At 70.2% G+C, this 18744-nt stretch carries 12 protein-coding genes; 2 read left to right on the plus strand and 10 right to left on the minus strand.

Features of this window, described 5'->3' with window-relative positions; all coding sequences use genetic code 11:
• Positions 1-15: 15 nt before the first annotated feature.
• Genes uvrC through uvrB form a run of 4 tightly spaced genes read right to left on the minus strand, consistent with a single transcriptional unit; the run spans position 16 to position 8147 of the window.
• A complete protein-coding gene (uvrC, locus tag EDF48_RS12080) occupies positions 16-2091 on the minus strand; it encodes an excinuclease ABC subunit UvrC (protein WP_131880200.1) in 2076 nt (691 codons plus the stop codon).
• Complete coding sequence (gene uvrA / locus EDF48_RS12085; protein ID WP_243698094.1) at positions 2092-5118, minus strand: excinuclease ABC subunit UvrA; 3027 nt, start codon at positions 5116-5118, stop codon at positions 2092-2094.
• A gap of 49 nt (positions 5119-5167) precedes the next feature.
• Positions 5168-6085 carry an SDR family NAD(P)-dependent oxidoreductase gene (locus EDF48_RS12090; protein ID WP_131880202.1) on the minus strand — a complete coding sequence of 306 codons (918 nt, stop codon included), beginning with the start codon at positions 6083-6085 and terminating at the stop codon, positions 5168-5170.
• Positions 6075-8147 (minus strand): excinuclease ABC subunit UvrB, encoded by a 2073-nt coding sequence (gene uvrB, locus EDF48_RS12095; RefSeq protein ID WP_111084166.1) that lies wholly within the window; start codon positions 8145-8147, stop codon positions 6075-6077. Before uvrB ends, EDF48_RS12090 begins: the two co-directional genes overlap by 11 nt.
• A gap of 193 nt (positions 8148-8340) precedes the next feature.
• Here uvrB and EDF48_RS12100 point away from each other — a divergent pair, with 193 nt between their 5' ends.
• Positions 8341-9669 (plus strand): MFS transporter, encoded by a 1329-nt coding sequence (locus EDF48_RS12100; protein ID WP_131880204.1) that lies wholly within the window; start codon positions 8341-8343, stop codon positions 9667-9669.
• A 289-nt stretch (positions 9670-9958) separates the two neighbouring features.
• Here the strand turns inward: EDF48_RS12100 and EDF48_RS12105 are convergent, their stop codons facing one another.
• The 6 genes from EDF48_RS12105 to EDF48_RS12130 all read right to left on the minus strand — a co-directional run bounded on the left by EDF48_RS12105 (position 9959) and on the right by EDF48_RS12130 (position 17735).
• Complete coding sequence (locus tag EDF48_RS12105) at positions 9959-11170, minus strand: acyltransferase (RefSeq protein WP_131880206.1); 1212 nt, start codon at positions 11168-11170, stop codon at positions 9959-9961.
• A complete protein-coding gene (locus EDF48_RS12110) occupies positions 11167-12660 on the minus strand; it encodes an AMP-binding protein (RefSeq protein WP_131880208.1) in 1494 nt (497 codons plus the stop codon). The genes EDF48_RS12105 and EDF48_RS12110 overlap by 4 nt, the downstream gene beginning before the upstream one ends.
• 22 nt (positions 12661-12682) lie before the next feature.
• The gene (locus EDF48_RS12115; protein WP_131880210.1) at positions 12683-13726 is read right to left on the minus strand and encodes a hypothetical protein; all 1044 of its coding nucleotides are present in this window, start codon (positions 13724-13726) and stop codon (positions 12683-12685) included.
• On the minus strand, positions 13723-14325 hold the full coding sequence (gene coaE, locus EDF48_RS12120) for a dephospho-CoA kinase (protein ID WP_131880212.1): 603 nt from the start codon (positions 14323-14325) through the stop codon (positions 13723-13725). Before coaE ends, EDF48_RS12115 begins: the two co-directional genes overlap by 4 nt.
• A 91-nt stretch (positions 14326-14416) precedes the next feature.
• Positions 14417-15895, minus strand: a complete 1479-nt coding sequence (gene rpsA / locus EDF48_RS12125) for a 30S ribosomal protein S1 (RefSeq protein WP_111083948.1) — start codon at positions 15893-15895, stop codon at positions 14417-14419.
• 160 nt (positions 15896-16055) lie between these two features.
• Entirely contained in the window at positions 16056-17735 is a 1680-nt protein-coding gene (locus EDF48_RS12130) for a DUF885 domain-containing protein (protein ID WP_131880214.1), read from the minus strand.
• Between the two features lie 89 nt (positions 17736-17824).
• On the opposite strand from EDF48_RS12130, the gene EDF48_RS12135 reads away from it, so the two are divergent.
• Positions 17825-18610, plus strand: a complete 786-nt coding sequence (locus EDF48_RS12135; protein WP_131880216.1) for a VOC family protein — start codon at positions 17825-17827, stop codon at positions 18608-18610.
• Positions 18611-18744 lie beyond the last annotated feature (134 nt).

Consider the following 18744-nt stretch of genomic DNA (forward strand, 5'->3'; position numbering starts at 1 on the left):
GAGGCACGGGATGCGTCACGTGGGCAGCTGCGGACCGTCGTGGGTCACGTCGGGGACCCGCACCGGCCCTCCTGGGAGCGGTGCAGGGTCCGCTGGGTCCGCGGTGTCCGTCGGGTCCGTCTCGGCGTCCGGCGCGCTCGTCGGACTCGCCGTGCTGGTGGCCGGCGCGCTCGTCGGGGTCTGCTGCAGCTTCGTGACGACCGCCGCGGCAGTCGCCGGACCGACGCCGTTGACCTCGCTGATCTCGTCGGCCGTGGCCTCGCGCAGCCGTGCCACGGACCCGAAGTGCTTGAGCAGCGCGTTCACCCGCGACGGCCCGAGCCCGGGGATCTCGGACAGCCGGGACCGAACGTCGCGCTTGCGGCGGGTGCGCTGGTGCGTGATCGCGAATCGGTGCGCCTCGTCGCGGATGCGCTGGATGAGGAAGAGCGCCTCGGAGTTGCGCGGCATGATCACCGGGAAGTCGTCGTCGGGCAGCCAGAGCTCCTCGAGACGCTTCGCGATGCCGACCAACGCGATGTCACGCACCCCGGCTTGGTCCAGCGCGCGCTTGGCGGCCTGCACCTGGGGTTGTCCACCGTCGACGATGAGCAGTTGCGGGCGGTAGGCGAACCGCTTCGAGGGCTTGGAGCCCTCGACCACCTCGGCGCTCGTCACGTCGGGGACGTCCGGCAGGTCGGCGTCCTCGTCGAGGCGCGCCAGACGCCGGGTGAGCACCTGGTACATGCTGTCGGTGTCGTCGGTGGTCTCGGCGATCGTGTAGCGGCGGTACTGGTCCTTGCGGGGCAGGCCGTCCTCGAACACCACCATCGACGCCACGACGTTCGTGCCCTGCAGGTGCGAGATGTCGTAGCACTCCATGCGGAGCGGGGCCTCGGTCATGCCGAGGGCGTCCTGGATGTCGGCCAGCGCGGCGGAGCGGGTCGTGTAGTCGGCGGACCGCTTCGTCTTGTAGAGCATCAGCGCCTGGGCGGCGTTCTGCGCGGCCGTGCGGGCCAGGCCGGCACGGTCACCGCGCTGCGCGGTGCTGAGCTTCGTGCCGCGGCCACCCCGTCGTTCGCTGAGCCACTGCTGCAGTGCGTCGGCGTCCTCGGGCAGGGTCGGCACCACGACCTCGCGCGGGGGTTCCTCGGCGACGGCGGCTGGCGTGAGCTCGTTGTCGGCGTAGACGCCCTGCACGATCTGCTCGACCAGGTCACCGGTCGAGATGTCGAGCTCCTTGTCGACGACCCACCCGCGGACACCGCGGATGCGCCCGCCACGGACCGAGAACAGCTGGACGGCGGCAGCGAGTTCGTCCTCGGCGATGCCGAACAGGTCGAGGTCGACCGAGTCGCGGAGCACCACGGCGGACTTCTCGAGCACGGCCTCGAGCGCCTCGACCTGGTCGCGGAACTTCGCGGCCTGTTCGTACTGCATGGCGTCGGCCGAGGCGCCCATGCGCTGACGCAGCTCGGTGATCACCCGGCGGTCGTAGCTGTTCATGAACCGCACGAACTCCTCGACGAGCGCACGGTGCTCCTCGATGGTGACGCGCTGCGAGCAGGGACCGCCGCACTTGCCGATCTGCCCGGGGAAGCAGGGCTTGCCCGTCTGCATCGCGCGCTTGTACGAGGAGTCCGAGCAGGTGCGGATCGGGAACACCTTGATCATCAGGTCGATGGTGTCGTGCACCGCCCAGATCTTCGGGTACGGCCCGAAGTACTTCGCGCCCTTGATCTTCCGGTTCCGCGTGACCATCACCCGTGGGGCTTCGTCCGCCATGGTGATCGCCATGTACGGGTACGACTTGTCGTCACGGAACTTGACGTTGAACGGCGGGTCGAACTCCTTGATCCAGGTGTACTCGAGCTGCAGTGCCTCGATCTCGGAGCCGACCGTCGTCCACTCCACGCTGCGGGCCGTCAGCACCATGCGCCGGGTGCGTTCGTGCAGCGTCGGCAGCGGTGCGAAGTAGTTGCTCAGCCGGGCGCGGAGGTTCTTCGCCTTGCCGACGTAGAGCACCCGGCCGGCCTCGTCACGCCAGCGGTAGACGCCCGGGTCGGTCGGGATCTCCCCCGCCTTCGGGCGCCACGGAACGGTGTCCGCCACCTACCGTGCACCCGCCTTCTGCTTGGTCGACTTGCCCGGTCGGCTCGCCGTGCGGGCCTCCACCGCCTGCTGCTTGCCGACCCGGGCGTCCTGTGCGTCGAAGATCTCCCGCAGGAAGACGCCCGTGAAGCTCTCCGGCACGTCGGCCACGTGCTCCGGGGTGCCGGTGGCGAGCACCGTACCACCGCCGGCGCCACCCTCTGGGCCCATGTCGATGACCCAGTCGGCCGACTTGATCACGTCGAGGTTGTGCTCGATCGTGATGACGGTGTTGCCCTTGTCGACCAGGCTCTGCAGCACGATGAGCAGCTTGCGGACGTCCTCGAAGTGCAGACCCGTCGTCGGCTCGTCGAGCACGTAGACGGTCCGGCCGTTCGAGCGGCGCTGCAGCTCGGTGGCGAGCTTCACGCGCTGTGCCTCGCCGCCGGAGAGCGTGGTCGCGCTCTGGCCGAGACGGACGTACCCGAGGCCCACGTCGACGAGCGTCGCCATGTACCGGTGGATCGCGGAGATCGGTTCGAAGAACTCGGCCGCCTCGCTGATCGGCATGTCCAGGACCTCGGAGATGCTCTTGCCCTTGTAGTGGACCTGGAGCGTCTCGCGGTTGTAGCGCGCGCCGCCGCAGACCTCGCACGCGACGTAGACGTCGGGCAGGAAGTTCATCTCGATCTTGATCGTGCCGTCGCCGGAGCAGTTCTCGCACCGGCCGCCCTTGACGTTGAAGCTGAACCGACCGGGCTGGTAGCCACGGGTCTTCGCCTCGGGTGTCTCGGCGAACAGCTGACGGATCCGGTCGAACACGCCCGTGTAGGTCGCCGGGTTCGACCGCGGTGTGCGGCCGATCGGGGCCTGGTCGACGTGCACGACCTTGTCCAGCTGGTCGAGGCCCTTGACGCGGGTGTGCTTGCCGGCGATGTGCCGGGCGCCGTTGAGCTGGTTCGCGAGCACCTTGTACAGGATGTCGTTGACCAGGGTGGACTTGCCCGACCCGCTCACGCCGGTCACCGCGGTGAACACCCCGAGCGGGAAGTCGGCGTCGATCGTCTTGAGGTTGTTCGCCCGTGCGCCCTGCACGCTGATGGTGCGCTTCAGGTTGACCTTGCGACGCTCGGCGGGGACCTCGATCGCACGACGGCCGGCGAGGTAGTCCCCCGTCACCGACTCGCGGTTCGCGATGATGCCCTCGTACGAGCCCGAGTGCACGACGTTGCCGCCGTTGACACCGGCCCCGGGGCCGATGTCGACGACCCAGTCGGCCGTGCGGATGGTGTCCTCGTCGTGCTCGACGACGATCAACGTGTTGCCGAGGTCCTTGAGCTTGACCAGGGTGTCGATGAGGCGGCGGTTGTCCCGCTGGTGCAGCCCGATGCTCGGCTCGTCGAGCACGTACAGCACGCCGGTCAGGCCGGACCCGATCTGCGTCGCGAGACGGATGCGCTGTGCTTCGCCACCGGAGAGCCCGCCGGCGCCGCGCGCCAGGGTCAGGTAGTTCAGGCCGACCTCGAGCAGGAACTCGAGGCGCGCCCGGATCTCGCGCAGGACCGCCGCGGCGATGTGCGCTTCGCGGTCGGTGAGCGTCAGGGTGTCCATGAACGCGTACGCGTTGTCGAGGGACATGTCGGTGACGTCGGCGATGCTGCGGCCGTCGACCGTGACCGCCAGGACCTCGGGCTTGAGGCGTGTGCCCTCGCACACCGGGCACGGGACCTCGCGCAGGTAGCCCTGGAAGCGCTGGCGCTGCGAGTCCGACTCGGCCTCGGCGAACTTGCGCTCGATGTAGGGCATGACGCCCTCGAACCCGCTGGTGTAGCGCATCTCGCGGCCGAAGCGGTTGCGCCAGGAGACCGACACCTGGAAGTCCTTGCCCGTCAGGATCGCGGCCTGCACCGAGGCGTCGAGCTGGCTCCACGGGGTGTCGAGCGTGAACCCGAGGTCCTTGCCGAGGCCGGCGAGGAGCTTCTCGAAGTACGAGTACAGCCCGCTCGCTCCGGTCCAGGGCAGCAGGACGCCGTCGCGCAGCGAGGCATCGGGGTCGCCGAGCACCAGGTCCGGGTCCACCGACATGCGCGTGCCGAGCCCGGAGCACTCCGGGCAGGCGCCGAACGGCGCGTTGAACGAGAACGTGCGGGGCTCGATCTCGGTCAGCGCGAGCGGGTGGTTGTTCGGGCAGGACAGGTTCTCGGAGTAGGTGCGCACGGCGCCGGGTCCGTCGTGGTCGACCAGGTCGATGCCGACGGTGCCACCGGTCAGGCGCAGTGCCGTCTCGAGCGAGTCGGTGAGCCGACCGAGGATGTCCTCGTTCGACACCAGACGGTCGACGATCACCGAGATGTCGTGCTTGACCTGCTTCTTGAGCTTCGGCGGTTCGCTGAGCTGGATGCGCTCACCGTCGACGATCGCGCGGGCGTAGCCGGACGCCGCGAGTTCCTGGAAGAGGTCGACGAACTCGCCCTTCTTCTTGGAGATGACCGGGGCGAGCACCTGGAAGCGCGTGCCGGACTCGAACTCCATGAGCTGGTCGGCGATCTGCTGCACGGTCTGCTTGCTGATGACCTCGCCGCACGTCGGGCAGTGCGGCACCCCGATGCGCGCCCAGAGCAGACGCATGTAGTCGTAGACCTCGGTGATCGTGCCCACCGTCGACCGCGGGTTGCGGTTCGTCGACTTCTGGTCGATCGACACCGCGGGCGACAGCCCTTCGATGAAGTCGACGTCGGGCCGGTCGACCTGGCCGAGGAACTGCCTGGCGTACGCGGACAGGGACTCGACGTAGCGTCGCTGGCCCTCGGCGAAGATCGTGTCGAAGGCCAGCGACGACTTGCCGGATCCGGACAGGCCGGTGAACACCACGAGGGAGTCACGGGGGATCTCGAGGTCGACGTTCCGGAGGTTGTGCACCCGGGCCCCGCGGACGCTGAGCGTCGAGGAGCCGGTCGGGACGGTCACGCCGGGGAGGTGGGGGTCGGTCGGCTCGCCGAAGGCGTTCCGGCCCGAGGTCGCGGTGCCGCGGTCAGAGGTGATTGTCATCGCCGTCGATTCTACGAAAGGGGTCCGACATCCGCCCGCGAGTCGGTGGTCAGACGAGTGCGTCGAGAGCGAACGCGGCCCCGGAACGACGCTCGCTGGCCGTCCAGAGACGCGCAGCGGCGGTCCGGTCGTGGGCGCGCGGCTCGGCACGGACCACGGCTGCGGGTCCGCGCAGCTGCATCCACCCGGCCGGTCCCCAGTACTCCCCCGAGCGCACGTCCGCGGCGACCGCAGCGTGCACGAGGGGCTCGGCACCGGCGTCCTTGCCCTGGGCGTACAGCCGCTGCGCCGGACGAGTCCACGCGGGTTCCGGGCGCGACGGTGCGACGTCCGGGCGCTCCGGCGAGAGCGCGTCGAGCGACAGCCCGGGGTGCGCGACCACGCTGGCGACGGACGAACCCGCATCCGCCAACCGCTGGGCGAGTTCGAAGCCGAACAGCATCACCGCGAGCTTGCTGCGGCCGTACTGCCGGTAGCTGGAGTAGTGGCCGACGCGGAACGGGTCGCCCGTGTCGAGGCTGGCCCACCGGTGTGCGATCGACCCGAGGTGCACGACGCGACCGCCACGCTGTTCGAGCAGCGGCATCGTCAGCGCCGTCCAGGCGAAGTGCCCCAGGTGGTTCGTGCCGATCTGCAGCTCGGTGCCCTGTGCGGTGGCGCTCGGGGTCGAGGCCCCGACGACGCCGGCGTTGTTCACGATCGCGTCGACGCCGTCCGGTTCGAGGGCCGCGAGCTCGTCGGCGGCGACACGGACGGAGTCGAGGTCGGCGAGATCGAGGTGGACGTGCGCCAACGACGCCCCGTCCACGTGCCGCCGGATGCTCTGCTCCGCCGCTGCGGCCCGACCCCGGTCGCGGGTGGCGAGCACGACCCGGTGCCCCGACGCGGCCAGCTGCTCTGCCGCGTGGTACCCGAGGCCCGCGCTCGCCCCGGTTACGACGACCGTGCGACGACCGTCAGCTGACATGCCCGGCCGACTCCATCTGCCGCAGCGCCTTCTTCAGGTCCTGCACCTCGTCGCGGAGTCGCGCGGCGAGCTCGAACTTCAGCTCGGCCGCGGCCTGCAGCATCTGGTCGTTGAGGTCGCCGATCGTCGCCTCGAGCTGGGTCGCGCCCTCGCCCGCGATGCCGCCGCGCTTCAGGTTGGGCGTGGGCGAGCGGCGACCGTCGGCACCGGGACGACCCTGCAGCAGCGCCTTGGTGTCGTCGTTCTCGCGCTGCAGCACCTCGGTGATGTCGGCGATCTTCTTGCGGAGCGGCTGCGGGTCGATGCCGCGCTCCAGGTTGTACGCGACCTGCTTCTCGCGACGACGATCGGTCTCCTCGATCGCGGTCTTCATCGAGTCGGTCATCTTGTCGGCGTACATGAGCACCTGGCCCGACACGTTGCGGGCCGCGCGACCGATCGTCTGGATGAGCGACGTGGACGACCGCAGGAAGCCTTCCTTGTCGGCGTCGAGGATGGCCACCAGGGACACCTCGGGTAGGTCGAGGCCTTCTCGCAGCAGGTTGATGCCGACGAGCACGTCGTAGACGCCCTGTCGCAGTTCGGTCAGGAGCTCGACGCGCTTGAGCGTGTCGACGTCGGAGTGCAGGTACCGCACCCGCACACCGGCGTTGCCGAGGAAGTCGGTCAACTCTTCCGCCATGCGCTTCGTCAGGGTCGTGACGAGCACGCGCTCGTCCTTGTCGACGCGCTGCTTGATCTCCTCGAGCAGGTCGTCGATCTGGCCGTCGCTCGGCTTCACCACGATCTCGGGGTCGACCAGGCCGGTCGGACGGATGATCTGCTCGACGACGCTGTCAGTGATGCCGAGCTCGTACCGACCGGGCGTCGCCGACAGGAAGACCTTCTGCCCGACGCGGTCGAGGAACTCCTCGAACCGCAGTGGACGGTTGTCGAGGGCGCTCGGCAGCCGGAACCCGTGGTCGACCAGGGTGCGCTTGCGCGAGGCGTCGCCTTCGTACATCGCACCGATCTGCGGCACGGTGACGTGCGACTCGTCGATGACGATGAGGAAGTCGTCGGGGAAGTAGTCGATGAGGCAGTGCGGTGCCTCGCCAGCGACGCGGCCGTCCATGTGCCGCGAGTAGTTCTCGATGCCGGAGCAGAAGCCGATCTGCTCCATCATCTCGATGTCGAACGTGGTGCGCATGCGGAGCCGCTGGGCCTCGAGCAGCTTGCCCTGTCCCTCGAGCTCGGCCAGGCGCTCGGCGAGCTCCGCCTTGATGTCGACGATGGCGCGGTGCATGACGTCGGTGTCGGCGACGTAGTGCGACGCCGGGAAGATCGACACGGCGGGCAGGTCGTTGATCACGTTGCCGGTGAGCGGGTGCAGGGACGAGAGCGCTTCGACCTCGTCGCCGAACATCTCGATCCGGATGGCGTGCTCTTCGTACATCGGGATGATCTCGATGGTGTCGCCGCGCACGCGGAAGGTACCGCGGGCGAAGTCGACGTCGTTGCGCTGGTACTGCATCGAGACGAACTTGCGCACGAGCTGGTCGCGCGAGATCGTCTGCCCGACGTGCAGGGCCACCGAGGCGTTCATGTACTGCTCGGGTGTGCCGAGGCCGTAGATGCAGGACACCGTCGACACCACGACGACGTCGCGCCGGCTGAGCAGCGAGTTGGTCGTCGAGTGCCGGAGCCGCTCGACCTCGGCGTTGACCGAGGAGTCCTTCTCGATGAAGGTGTCCGTCTGCGGGACGTACGCCTCGGGCTGGTAGTAGTCGTAGTACGACACGAAGTACTCGACCGCGTTGTTCGGCATCAGACTGCGGAACTCGTTCGCCAACTGCGCGGCGAGGGTCTTGTTGTGCGCGAGCACGAGCGTCGGCCGCTGCACCTGCTCGATGAGCCACGCGGTCGTCGCCGACTTGCCCGTACCGGTCGCACCGAGCAGCACGACGTCGGTCTCACCGGCGTTGATGCGCCCGGCGAGCTCGGCGATGGCCGCTGGCTGGTCGCCACTCGGCGTGTACTCGCTGATGACCTCGAACGGACGTACCGCTCGGGTCGGTTCGATCGCAACACCCATGGCATCAACGGTAGTCGGCACCCCTGACACCAGCGCCCCTGCTCGCCCTCGGCGTATTGTCCTCGCCAAGCAGCCTCCAAGTCCGCTGATAACCAGCGGGCATAGCGTCCGGTCCGTTCAGCAACCCGATCGCTCCGCACGTCCCCGACGAGCCAGCACGAGCCACACCCGAAGAGGCCCCATGACGACGGCGACCCCCGCCGCACCGACGAAGGGCACCCCGTTCCGCGGTCGCATCCGCGGACGAGTGCTCCTCCTGCTCTGCTTCATGTACGCGATCTCGTACATCGACCGGACGAACATCTCGACGGCGCTGCCGCACATCACCGAGGAGTTCGGCTTCAACGAGGCCACCGCGGGCCTGATCGTGTCCGCGTTCTCACTGCCCTACGCGCTGCTGCAGGTCTTCGGCGGCACGATCAGCGAGAAGTTCGGACCGCGCAAGGCCCTCTTCGTCATCACCGTGGTGTGGGGCGTCGCGACACTGTGGACCGGCTTCGCGGTCGGCTTCTGGACCCTGTTCGCGGCCCGGGCGCTCCTCGGGCTCAGCGAGGCCGCGGCGTTCCCGACCGCGACCCAGGCCATGACCCGCTGGATCCCCCGCGACCGCAACGGCTTCGCGCAGGGCGTCGTGCACTCCGCGGCCCGGCTCGGCAACGCGCTGGCCCCGCTGCTCGTCGCCTGGGTGATCGGTTCGACGGGCAGCTGGCGGTGGGCGTTCTTCGCCACGGCGGTCCTGTCCTTCGCCTGGGGCATCGTCTGGTTCGTCTGGTTCCGCGACAAGCCCGAGTCCACGAAGGGCATCACGCAGGTCGAGATCGACGAGCTCCCGCCCGTCGAGACCCGTGCGACCCGCCCGCCGGTGCCGTGGCGGCAGATGGCGCGGCAGATCCTGCCGGTGACCTTCGTCGACTTCGGCTACGGCTGGACCCTCTGGGTGTTCCTCACGTGGCTGCCGACGTTCCTCAGCTCGACCTACGGGCTCGAGATCGGCGACTTCGCGCTGTTCACCACGCTCATCCTGCTCGCCGGCGTCATCGGCGACACGGTCGGCGGCATGCTCAGCGACCGGATCATCCACCGCGGCGGCAACACCCGGAACGCCCGCCGGACCGTCCTGGTGATCGGACTCGGCGGGTCGCTCGTCTGCCTCATCCCGCTCGTCATCGGGCAGGGCCTGCTCGTCGCGACGATCTCGCTCGCGCTGTCGTTCTTCTTCCTGGAGCTCTGCAACGCGAACCTCTGGGCGATCCCGATGGACGTCGCCCCGCAGTGGTCCGGCACCGCGTCCGGCTTCATGAACACCGGCTTCGGCATCGCCGGCGTGGTCTCCCCGATCGTCTTCGGGCTGCTCATCGACGCGTCCGGCTGGCAGCTGCCGTTCGCCCTGTCGTGCGTGCTGCTCGGCGCCGCGGCGGTCGTCGCGTGGTTCATGAAGCCGCAGCGGCTCACGTCGACGAACGGCGTCCTCGAGGTCGGCACCCCCGCCGCCGAGCAGCGCGCCGTCTGACCCGCGACGCGCGCTGTCAGCGGCACGCCGTGCCGGATCGGGCGTACCTGGTCGAGAGGAACGACCAGGTACGCCCGATCCCGCTGTCCGCAACGGAACCCGCGGGCGTGCGCGCGGCCCTGGTGGTCCCCGACCGCCGGACGGGAGGCCCGGGTCCAGGCCGACCCGCGCCTCCCGTCCGCCGCGCAGCGCGTCCACCGCCGCGACGCGCATCCGCCGCCGCGCACAGCGAGCAGGAACGGGCGTACCTGGTCGGGAGAACCGACCAGGTACGCCCGGAACGGACAGGTCAGCGCCGGGTGGCGCGCGCCTGACGCTGGGCGCGGGACGCGAGCGACGGCCGGCCGGTGAGCGGCACGCTCAGCGGGGTCCACCGGAACGCCTCGGTGACCGCCACGGACAGCGCCACCACGAGCAGGTACGTGACGAGCGTCAGCCACGGCCGCGGCACCACGGCCTCGAGCCAGCTGTCGCCGTACAGCAGGATCCAGATGAGGAACGGGTGGCTCAGGAAGATCCCGAACGACCGGTCCGAGGCGTAGTCGACGAAGCGCGCGACCGGGCTGCCAGGACGCCGACGATCCGCCCAGCGCGCACCGATCGCCAGGAAGCCGACGAAGACCGCGGTGCTCCACACGGCCTCGATCGGTTGCAGCGGAGTCCCGGCAGCGTAGAGCGACTGGCCGAGGGCGACCTGGAGCGCCCAGACGCCGAGCGTCAGTGCGCCGACGCCGGCGAAGGCCCAGAGCACGGCCCGGCGGTGCACCCGGATGAACCGGAGGAACGCGTCGGCGTGGTCGGCGGCGATCGCCCCGGAGACGATGAAGAACACGTACGAGAAGAAGAACTGCTTCTGGTAGCCGTGCAGCCAGGCGTCGCTCGCCGGGAAGTACTTGTACCCGGCGAACACGACGAGCTGCACCACCAGCGCCACGACGAGCGTCGTGACGTGGTGCCCGCGGGTCTTCCGGACCAGCCACACGATGACCGGCAACAACAGGTACACCTGCATGGTCACGAGCAGGAAGTACAGGTGGTACCAGGACGAGCCGGTGACGATGCCCTCGGCGAGGGTGCGCACCAGGTCGGGCACGTCGCCCCGACGGGTGCTGCTGAGGAGCCAGCTCGAGCCGACGTACACGAACGACCACGCCAGGTACGGCACCCCGACGAGCAGGAACCGCTTCGGCCAGAACTGCGCCATCGGCCGCGGTCGCAGCGTGTAGCTGTAGACGAGCACGAACGCCGTCAGCGAGAAGAAGACGAGCCGGGTGAAGTGCAGCAGGGCGAGCAGCGCGTTCAGGCCGACGTCGTCGGACGCGGCGGTGTGGCTGGTGGTGTGCACGCCGATGACGCAGGCGAAGGTCAGGATCCGGAGGACGTCGACCTCGTACAGGTGGCGTGGCTTGCCCGCCGCGGTGCGGGTCGGGGTCTGGACCTGTGGCTGTGGCTGCGGCTGGGCCTGCGGCTGCGACTGCGACTGCGGCTGGGCGCCGGTCACGACGGCTGCGCCATCGTCCGCACCTTCGCCCGCTGCACCTTGCCGGTGGGCGCGCGCGGCAGGTCGGGGACCACGATGATCTCGACGGGGCGGCGGAAGCGGGTCAGGTGGGCCTCGGCGCGCGCGGTCAGGTCGGCGACGAGCCCAGCGGCGTCGGCTGCGTCTTGCTGCAGGATCACGTACGCCACCGGGACGGCCCCGAGCACGTCGTCCGGCCGCCCGACCACGACGGCCTCGAGCACCCGGGGGTCGCCGAGCAGGACGTCCTCGACCTCGGAGGGGTAGACCTTCTCGCCGCCGCGGTTGATGACGTCGTCGGAGCGTCCGGCGAGCGAGACCCAGCCGTCCGCAGCGACGGACCCCACATCTCCCGTGCTCAGCCAGTTGTCGGCGTCGAAGCGGTCGGGCGCGCGCCCGAACAGGTAGCGCCCGACGATCCCCGGGCCGCGCACCCACAGCGCACCGACCTCGTCGGCGGGCAGGGCTGCGCCGTCCTCGTCGCGTGCCTGCACCTCGGACCCGACGGGCACGCCGACGGTCCCGGTGCGAGCAGGCGCGTCCAGCGGTGTCGCGGTGATCTGCGACGCACCTTCGGTCATCCCCCAGCTCACGACGAGCGGGACGTCACCGAGTGCCGTGCGCACCGGGTCCGGCAGCGGTGCCGAAGCGCTCCGGACGAACCGGAGGCCCTCCGGGAAGTCCAGTGGCCCGGTCTTCGCGAGCACGGCGAGGATCGCCGGCACCGCGTTCAGCCAGGTGATGCGCCGCTCGGCGAGCAGTTCCCAGAACCCGGTCCGCCGGAAGCGCACGTCGAGCACGAGCGTCGCCCCGGCGACGAGCGTCGCCAGCAGGCCGACGACCTCGGCGTTGACGTGGAACAGCGGCAGCGAGTTGAACCCGCGGTCGCGGCCGGTCAACCCGTTGTGCCGCGCGACCGCCCGCGCGACGAACAGCAGCTGCGACTCCGGCAGCTCGACGCCCTTCGGAGCGCCGGTCGACCCGGAGGTGAAGAGCACCACGGACCCCTCGCCCGGTGCGTCCGGGCTCTGCGTGGGCACGTCACCGTCACGGACGGCGGCCGGGAGGAACGTGGCCGCGTCGATCCCGCTGGCGGGCACTCCGGGGACGGTCCCGTCCACGGCGCGGTCCGACACCACGATCGAGGCCCCGCCGATCAGGTCGGCGAGACGGCCCGGCTCGGTCGCCGGCTGTCCGGTGTCCACCGGGACGGCACGGCGCCCGGTCGCCACGGCGGTCAGGTGCACCACGGCGAACGCGAGGGGATCGCCGACGTCGACGAGGACGGCTCCGGAGGCGGGTACGCCGATCGCGTCGAACGTCGCGGACCAGGCGGTCACGGCGTCCTCGAGCGCTCGGTAGGTCAGGACGCGCGCGGAACGGGCGTCCTCCAGGTAGGGGCGCTCGGGGCTCTCCGCCGCGCGGTCGCGGATGAGCGAGCGCAGGTCGGGTTCTCCGTCGACGGGCTGCACCAGCAGAGGCTATTGCGCGAGCCTATGAGCCGTCAGAGGGGAACCGGTGCAGCATCCACTGCCAGAGCGCGGTCATCCGGGGTTCCCCATCCGGTCCGAGCGGCGTGGAGTCCTTGATGATGAACGAGTGCGCCTTCCCCCGGCCCCGGACGTCGGTCAGGATCGCGTGCGGGTCCGCGCCGGCGAGCGGTGGATCGGTGTCCGTCCGGAACGGGCCGTCGACGCCGTCGAGCCCGAGGACCCGCCACGACCCGGTGATCCGCGGGCCGAAGGTGTCGCGGACGTCGTCGACGGCGTACATCCGGGCCACGGGGGTCTTGCCGGGACGGTTCATCCACGCCGCGTGCGACGGCCCCCGTGACTCGACGGGCGACGAGAACATCAGCGCGCCGCGGACGGACCGGATGTGCGCGATGTACGCCGCCTCGCCGCCGCCCTGGGAGTGTCCGGCCACGACGATGTCCTGCCAGGCGATGTCGTCGTCACCCTGCACGAAGCGGCCCCACCCGCCGTCGGGGTCGTGGTCGTCGAGGTAGGCCACCGCGTCACGGAAGCGCGACACGATCGACCCGGCGGGCGTCACCGAACTGAGCTCGGACTGACGGGTGCCGTCGAACCGGTTGCGCTGCACCATGCCGTAGCAGCGGGCGTCGGACTCGCACGTGCCGGACAGGGTGCGACCGAGGTTCCAGTAGTCCAGCCCGAGCACGTGGTACCCGTCCGCCAGGGCCTGCCCGAGGAACCGCTGGTACTCCGCCGGGCGCGACCTCGTCGCGGGCAGGAACAGCAGCAGGGGGCCGTCCGCCGAGGTGCGGGCGGCGAAGTCGTCGCGGTTCGGGGTGAGCCGCTCGCCGCCCACGGTGCCGAGCCGGAAGCGGTGGAACTCCCCCTCGGGTCCGCGCTCGTCGCCCGACGGTGGCTCGTCGGCGTGCGAGCGGTCGATCGTGGGGACGCGGCCCTCGTCCTCGATGCGCTGCGCACCGAGCAGGTTCGCTGCCACCAGCGCACCGCCGCCGATCGCGACGAGCACGATCGCGGCGAGGACGAGCAGCAGACGGTGCTTCACGAGGTGATCCGCGACCACACCTCGTCGGCCGATCGGATCGTCTGGTCGAGGGTGCCCGTCGCGTCGACGACGTGGTTGGCGAGTGCGAGTCGGTCGGCGTCGCTCGCCTGTGCGGCCACCCGGCGCTCGGCCTCGTCGCGTTCCATGGCACGGTGCTCCACCAGCCGCTCGATGCGCTGCGCAGCGGGGGCGTCCACGACCACGACCGCATCGAACCGGAGCGGGCGGGATCCGCGGGCCTCGGCGAGCAGGGGCACGTCGTACACGACGACCGCGTCCGGGTCGACGGCCTCAGCCGCGTCGAAGGCACGCTGGGCGAGCCGCCAGACCTCGGGGTGGGTTATCGCCTCGAGGTCCTTGCGTGCCGCGGGGTCGGAGAACACGATCGCTCCGAGCGCGGGACGGTCGAGCGCGCCGTCGGCCGTGATCACCGAGGAGCCGAACCGCTCGGCGACCTGCGCGAGCCCGGGGCTGCCGGGTGCGACGGCGTCCCGCGCCAGCCGGTCGGCGTCGACGACGACGCCGCCGTGCTCCGCCCACCGCTTGGAGACCGTCGACTTGCCCGCGGCGATGCCGCCCGTGAGACCGATGATGCGCACTGCGACAGGCTAACGACCCGCAGCGTGGAAACGCCGGAAGCCCGGCACCCCCTGGGGGATGCCGGGCTTCCGGTCAGTGCGACTCGCTCGATCAGTTGGTCGAGCTGAGCTTCTCGCGGAGCGCCGCCAGCGAAGCGTCGTCGGCGAGGGGGCTTGCGCCACCGGTCTCGCTCGAGAACGACGACGAAGAGGAAGCGGACGACGTCGAGGCGCCGGCCGGGAGGTCGAAGCCACCCTTTTCCTCGTCGGCGATGGTCTTCGCGACCTGCGCCTTGTGGGCTTCCCAACGACCCTGGGCGGCCGCGTACTGGCCCTCCCACTCGGTGCGCTGGGTGTCGTAGCCCTCGAGCCACTCGTTCGTCTCCGGGTCGAAGCCGTCCGGGTACTTGTAGTCACCCTTGTCGTCGTACTCGGTCGGCATGCCGTAGAGCGCCGGGTCGAACTCGGTGCCCTCGGGGTCCACGCCCTCGTTCGCCTGCTTGAGGCTGAGCGAGATGCGGCGACGGTCGAGGTCGATGTCGATGATCTTGACGAAGACCTCGTCGTTGACCGAGACGACCTGCTCGGCGAGCTCGACGTGCTTGTTCGAGAGCTCGGAGATGTGCACCAGGCCCTCGATGCCGTCGGCAACGCGGACGAAGGCACCGAACGGGACGAGCTTCGTGACCTTGCCCGGTGCGATCTGACCGATCGCGTGGGTGCGGGCGAAGACCTGCCACGGGTCCTCCTGCGTCGCCTTGAGCGAGAGCGACACGCGCTCACGGTCCAGGTCGACCTCGAGGATCTCGACGGTGACTTCCTGACCGACCTCGACGACCTCGCTGGCGTGCTCGATGTGCTTCCAGCTGAGCTCGGAGACGTGGACGAGACCGTCGACGCCACCGAGGTCCACGAACGCACCGAAGTTGACGATCGAGGACACGATGCCCTTGCGGACCTGGCCCTTGTGCAGGTTGTTGAGGAACGTGGTCCGGGACTCGGACTGCGTCTGCTCGAGGAGCGCACGGCGCGACAGGACCACGTTGTTGCGGTTCTTGTCGAGCTCGAGGATCTTCGCCTCGATCTCCTGGCCGAGGTACGGCGTGAGGTCGCGGACGCGACGGAGCTCGATGAGCGAGGCGGGGAGGAAGCCGCGGAGACCGATGTCGACGATCAGGCCACCCTTGACGACCTCGATGACCGTGCCGGTCACGACGCCGTCGGACTCCTTGATCTTCTCGACGTCGCCCCATGCGCGCTCGTACTGCGCACGCTTCTTGGACAGGATGAGGCGGCCTTCCTTGTCCTCCTTCTGGAGGACCAGGGCCTCGACCTCGTCGCCGACCTTGACGACCTCGTTGGGGTCGACGTCGTGCTTGATCGAGAGCTCGCGCGAGGGGATGACGCCCTCGGTCTTGTAACCGACGTCGAGGAGGACCTCGTCGCGGTCGATCTTCACGACGGTGCCGGAGATGAGATCACCGTCGTTGAAGAACTTCAGGGTCTTCTCGACCTCGGCCAGGAAGTCATCAGCCGAACCGATGTCGTTGATGGCGACCTGCTTAGGAGCCTTGGTCGTAGTGGTTGTCATGTAGAGATTGCTCCGAACGGACATGAGTCGGGCCGTGGCGTGCGGGGAGTCGAGACCCCCGGGGTGCTCCGCCGTGGCGATTGATTGAGTGGCGCGGATTGCGCCGCACAAGTCTAACCGCACCGGCGGAGCCCCCACAACCGGGCGTGTCACCCGCGCGTCAGCCGAGCAGCGCGCTCCGCAGCGTGTCGAGACCGATGCTGCCGAGGGCGAGCGCACGACGGTGGAACGACTTCAGGTCGAAGTCGGCGCCTTCGCGGGCGGCGACCTCGTCGCGGATCGACTCCCACACGCGCTGGCCCACCTTGTACGACGGCGCTTGTCCGGGCCACCCGAAGTACCGCGCGACCTCGAACTGCACGAAGGCGTCGTCCATGTTCACGTTCTCGCGCATGAAGTCGAGGGCGTACTCCCACGTCCAGCCGCCGCCGTCCGGGTTCGTCTTCTGCAGGTGCACGCCGATGTCGAGCACCACGCGGGCGGCACGCATGCGCTGGCCGTCGAGCATGCCCAGCCGGTCGCCGTCGTCGTCGAGGAACCCGAGCTGCTCCATCAGGCGCTCGGCGTAGAGCGCCCAGCCCTCGACGTGCCCGGACGAGCCGGACAGCTGGCGGCGCCACGTGTTCAGCTCGCCGCGGTTGTAGACGCCCTGGCTGATCTGCAGGTGGTGGCCGGGGACGCCCTCGTGGTAGACCGTCGTCTTCTCGCGCCAGGTGCCGAACTCGGTGACGCCCTCGGGCACCGACCACCACATCCGGCCCGCGCGCGAGAAGTCGTCGGACGGCCCGCTGTAGTAGATGCCGCCCTCCTGCGTCGGGGCGATGCGGCACTCCAGCCGGCGGATCGGGTCCGGGATGTCGAAGTACGTGCCGGCCATCGCCGCGACGGAGGCGTCGCTCGTCTCCTGCATCCAGCGCTGCAGGGCGTCCGTGCCGTGCAGGATCCGCGACTGGTCGGTGTCCAGCACCTCGATCGCCCGGGCCACGCTCGCACCCGGTTCGATCCGGTCCGCGATCCGCTCCTGCTCGTCGCGCATGCGTGCGAGTTCCTCGAGGCCCCACTCGTACGTCTCGTCGAGGTCGACGACGGCACCGAGGAACCGGCGGGAGTGCAGCTCGTAGGCCTCGCGCCCGACGGCGTCGACCGGGGTGGCGAGCGGCAGCAGCTCGTGCTCGAGGAACTGCCCGAGGCTCCGGTACGCGGCCGACGCGACCTCGGCCCCGCGGGTCAGCTCGGCACGGAGCGAGTCCGGCACGGGAGAGCCGTCGTCGAACGCCGCACCCTCGGCGAGCCGGCGGAAGAAGCCGTCCTCGGCACCGTTGCGGGCGGCCTGCTCCGCGACCAGGGCGACCTGCCGCTTCGCCGGGGTCACGTCCTCGCGCGTGCCCTCGAGCAGGGTCTCGCGGATGCCCTCGAGCGCGTCCGGCAACGCGTGCAGTCGGCTGGCGACGTCGTGCCAGTCCGACTCGGTCGCCGTCGGCATCAGGTCGATGATCTCGCGGACCGACTGGGCCGGGCTCGCGATCACGTTGAGGTCGCGGAGGTGCAGCTTCCGCGCGTACGACTCCTGCACCAGGTCGAGTTCGGCACCGAGGTCCGCCTTCGTGACCTCGTCGACGGGGTCCACCACGGCCGCGGCGTCGAGCGTGCGCTTCGCGGCCCGTGCCGCGTCGGCCAGGGCGGCCGCGCCGGCGGGCGAGGTGTCGCCGTACTCCCCGGTGCGACCCGGCACACCGATGTACGTGGCCGTCGTCGGGTCGAGGTCGACGAGGGTGGCGACCCATCCCTCGGCCACGTGGTCGACGGCGGTCTGCTGGCGGACGGGACGCTCTTCGCTCATGCTTCGACCCTACCGACCGGCTCGGACGACGGACAGCGGTCCTAGGATCGTGACCACCGGTACCGTCCGGTCAGAGGAAAGGATGTTGCATGTCCGAACACGATGGTCGCTGGACCGAGGGCACGCCCTGCTGGTCCGACCTGGGTGTGCCCGACGTGGACGCGGCCCGCACCTTCTACACCGAGGTGTTCGGGTGGCACGTCGAGGACGGCCCCGCTGAGGCCGGCGGGTACGTCACGGCGCTCCTCGGTGGCCGCCCGGTGGCCGGGATCGGTCCGCTCACGGGCGAGGGACAGCCGCCGAGCTGGACGGCGTACCTCGCCACCGACGACGTCGATGCCATCACCGCTCGCGTCATCACCGCAGGCGGCAGCGTCCTGACACCCGCGTTCGACGTGCTCGATGCCGGTCGGATGGCGATCGCCGCCGACCCGACGGGTGCGGTCGTGGGACTCTGGCAGGCAGGGGCGCACGACGGCTCCGGTCGGGTCAACGAGCCCGATGCTCCGTGCTGGGCCGAGGTGCACACGCGCGACGCCGAGGCGGCGAAGGCCTTCTACACGGCCCTGTTCGGCTGGTCGTACGACGTGTTCGGCGATCCGTCGGAGCCCTACGCCTCGGCGAAGCTGCCCGGAGCGCCCGCCGAGGCCGACCCGGTCGCCGGCGTCTTCGCGCCACCAGGCGGCCTGCCGGAGGGCGTCCCGGCGTACTGGTTGACGTGGTTCGGCTCGGACGACACCGACGGGACCGTCGACTTGGCCGTCCAGCGGGGCGGGACCGCCCTGATGGAACCGTTCGACAGCCCGTTCGGGCGCTCGGCGATCGTGCTCGGCCCCCAGGGCGAGGTGTTCGGCGTCGTCGCGATGCCGGCCTGAGGGCCAGGCCACGAACGGACGGGAGGCCCGGTGCCAGCTGTGGACTGGTCCCCGGTTCTTGGACTGATTAGTCGGTTCGAGATCCGGGGATGGTTCGTGTGGGTGGTACCGCGTCGTCGTTGACGAGTGCGCAG

Origin of the sequence: Curtobacterium sp. PhB191 (genome assembly GCF_004346515.1) — a bacterium.
Lineage (GTDB): Bacteria > Actinomycetota > Actinomycetes > Actinomycetales > Microbacteriaceae > Curtobacterium.

What these genes read in the sequence shown, in the direction of transcription:
- EDF48_RS12090 (WP_131880202.1), bottom strand. Translation starts at nt 6,085, where the DNA reads ATGTCAGCTGACGGTCGTCGCACGGTCGTCGTAACCGGGGCGAGCGCG.
- uvrA (WP_243698094.1), bottom strand. Translation starts at nt 5,118, where the DNA reads ATGACAATCACCTCTGACCGCGGCACCGCGACCTCGGGCCGGAACGCC.
- EDF48_RS12135 (WP_131880216.1), top strand. Translation starts at nt 17,825, where the DNA reads ATGTCCGAACACGATGGTCGCTGGACCGAGGGCACGCCCTGCTGGTCC.
- rpsA (WP_111083948.1), bottom strand. Translation starts at nt 15,895, where the DNA reads ATGACAACCACTACGACCAAGGCTCCTAAGCAGGTCGCCATCAACGAC.
- EDF48_RS12100 (WP_131880204.1), top strand. Translation starts at nt 8,341, where the DNA reads ATGACGACGGCGACCCCCGCCGCACCGACGAAGGGCACCCCGTTCCGC.
- EDF48_RS12130 (WP_131880214.1), bottom strand. Translation starts at nt 17,735, where the DNA reads ATGAGCGAAGAGCGTCCCGTCCGCCAGCAGACCGCCGTCGACCACGTG.